Annotated in this window: 3 protein-coding genes; all 3 read right to left on the bottom strand. The window is 33.0% G+C overall.

Features of this window, described 5'->3' with window-relative positions:
* A partial coding sequence (locus NF27_RS12900; protein WP_193387647.1) for an integrin alpha occupies positions 1-638 on the bottom strand: 638 nt, incomplete at its 3' end.
* Between the two features lie 471 nt (positions 639-1,109).
* On the bottom strand, positions 1,110-2,150 hold the full coding sequence (locus tag NF27_RS00010) for an ankyrin repeat domain-containing protein (RefSeq protein WP_039454446.1): 1,041 nt from the start codon (positions 2,148-2,150) through the stop codon (positions 1,110-1,112).
* 85 nt (positions 2,151-2,235) lie between these two features.
* Positions 2,236-2,442, bottom strand: a complete 207-nt coding sequence (locus NF27_RS11665) for an HU family DNA-binding protein (RefSeq protein ID WP_275574599.1) — start codon at positions 2,440-2,442, stop codon at positions 2,236-2,238.
* Between the last annotated feature and the right edge of the window lie 336 nt (positions 2,443-2,778).

Here is a 2,778-nt window from a genome sequence, read left to right as displayed (position 1 = left end):
CCGGATAAGTTAATGCTTGAAGAAAACGGGGTTTTACTTCCAAATACTACATAACCACCCCCTGTATTAGAATTACCGTTAGGAGCACCAATAATTAAATCATCAATACCATCGCCGTTTATATCCCCTGCACTGCTTACCGAATTACCTGCACTATCACTAGCTGCCCCGTTTAGTTTGAAACCATTGCTTCCATCCAAACCGGATAAGTTAATACTTGAAGAAAACGGGGTTTTACTTCCAAATACTACATAGCTTGCACCTGCATTAGAATTAGCACGATATGCACCGATAATCAGATCATCGATGCCGTCGCCGTTTATATCCCCTGCTCTACTTACTGAAATGCCTGCATTATCACCCGATGCCCCGTTTAGTCTAAAACCATTGCTTCCATCCAGATCAGATACGTTAATACTTGAGGCAAATGGAGTTTTGCTTCCAAATACTACATAACTAGCCCCTGCCGGGTAATTAACACTTTCAGCGCCAATAATCAGATCCGCAATACCATCGCCGTTTATATCCCCTGCACTGCTTACTGCATGGCCTGCATTCCCACCTACTACTGCCCCGTTAATCTTAAAACCGTTGCTTCCGTCTAATTCAGATAAACTAAAGGGATTAGAAAAACTCATATTATTCCTCTTATTAATAAAGTTACCAATTACATATTCACATATTAATTATTACTAATAGTAATGAATACTAGTATAATTCCATAAAATATTTATATTACTTAAATACACTATTATTGTTAATTTTATGCTACTAATTATTAAAATAAATAACAATAATATAGCTACTCGCTTGGTTATCAACTTGTTCTTCCTTTATGGCTATGAGGGTTTATCCCATACGGTTAAAAGATAGCTTATATTTTGTAAGGCAAAAATAAAAAACAGTATGCCAATTTAAATATGTAAGAAGTTATTTAAATATTTTTGATATAGGAAATAAATATTTAATTGTAAGATGGCCAAAGCTCAGGCTGTTTTTTTATATCTGCCTCATTTTCAATCAAGTATTTTACTGTAACTAACTACTCATAATTACCGATAACATTGCAAAAGATTAATACTTAATATTTGTATATTAGTTCATAAACTTTAACTACTACGCAAGATTATAAATTCCTGTTTCAAAGCTTTGCTAATCCATGAGTTAGCTTCCTGCTTAGATGGCAGTACTTCAAAGGTGGCATCAGTTCTCCTATCAACCAGACAGTCTAGAATCTTTTCCTTTACTTCCATAGGAACAATAACTTCTCCTACTGCTATATTATCTTCCTGTATTCTTTGATATATACTTGCATACCCTCTACATTCATTTATAGAGCCATTGGCTATATGCTGAGCTATAATAGCAAAAAGTTTTGGAATCTTTCTTTTTATGCGCACCTCTTGTTCTATTGCCGGATTCTCAATCCTTTGTTTTTTTACATCTTGCTTATTTTCGTGCGCAGGCTCAGCTACAGAAACAATATCACTCAGCCTAAAACCATTTTCAATAAAGAAATATAGGCACTTATAATACGAATTATAAGCACTTTGACTATACAAATTATCAAATATATTTTCTACATTATAACTCTGTATGCAATCATTCTCTATTTTTATATCACTAATAACAAGAGCATCTATAATTAATTCCATAAAAGGATTATTACCAAAATTAATACTTTCTTTAATTTTGGTAATTATGTTATCGGTATTATCACCTATGGTGCTTAGTTGAATTAGACTAAGCTCTTCCAACCTTCTTATCATATTATGCCTTATTATTTTTATTAACTTTTCATCTTTAATAATATTTCCTTTTATTCCCTCTTGTAAGTTGTCATATACTTCTAACGGTGAAAAAACTGCACCATTCCTATATAATAACTCTACAGTTTGATTATATCCTTCATAGGCAGCAATATGTAGGGCAGTTTCTCCTTCATCGGTTTCTGCATTAACATCCACACCTTTGCTTATTAGAAACTCAATTATCTCATTGTACCCTTCATAGGTTGCCCAATGTATCGCAGAAGTACCGTCTCCAATGGTGTATCCTAGTAATGTCGGATCTTCATTAATAAGTTCTATAACTTTTTGTTTATCACCCTTCTCTATTGCTTCATAAAATTGAGTGTTTTTTTCTATCATACTTTATCTATTTTTATTATGTTCTAAAATGCCATTAACCCAATATACTAAGCACTAAAATCTAGTTAAGATATGTATGTATTTATCAGTTACTAACTTTATTAAACCTTTTAATAAGCTCTTTGCTTGGCCTAAAGCTCAGTGATCCCTTATCACCTACTTCTATCTTATGATCATTCCTCGGGTTCTTGGCAATCCTTGCTGCTCTCTTCTTTACCACCATCGAACCAAGCCCCCTTAACTCTATTCTATCTCCACACATAAGAGCAGTTGATATCTCTTTGAAGAATATATCAACTCTTTAACCATATTGCTATATCTTTCTTGTATATAATATTTTCCATATACCTACTAAACCTGCTTAAGTATTTTATTTATTTTATTAGTAAAAAATAGAGCTTAATATAGCTTGGTTAAAGGAAGGTAGCGTTGCAAAGAATGGAATTGGATGAAGAAGTTATCTAGTTTTATGGGGTTTTTTAGAACATATAAGCAGGAGTTGGCAAGTTAAATTGTCTCTCAATAAAGTGTTTAATATTTATAGGTGAGCTCTTATGCAAGTGATAAAGCTGCCCCTTGAATAACATGTTGATTGTCTCAATACCTCGGATGGTATTATATGCTGTTT

The sequence above is a fragment of the Candidatus Jidaibacter acanthamoeba genome, from assembly GCF_000815465.1.
Classification (GTDB): domain Bacteria; phylum Pseudomonadota; class Alphaproteobacteria; order Rickettsiales; family Midichloriaceae; genus Jidaibacter; species Jidaibacter acanthamoebae.
This window is presented reverse-complemented; position numbering and strand designations above follow the sequence as displayed.

Bases quoted from the DNA above. Each gene is read 5' to 3' on its own strand.
- NF27_RS00010 (WP_039454446.1), bottom strand. From the start codon at position 2,150: ATGATAGAAAAAAACACTCAATTTTATGAAGCAATAGAGAAGGGTGAT.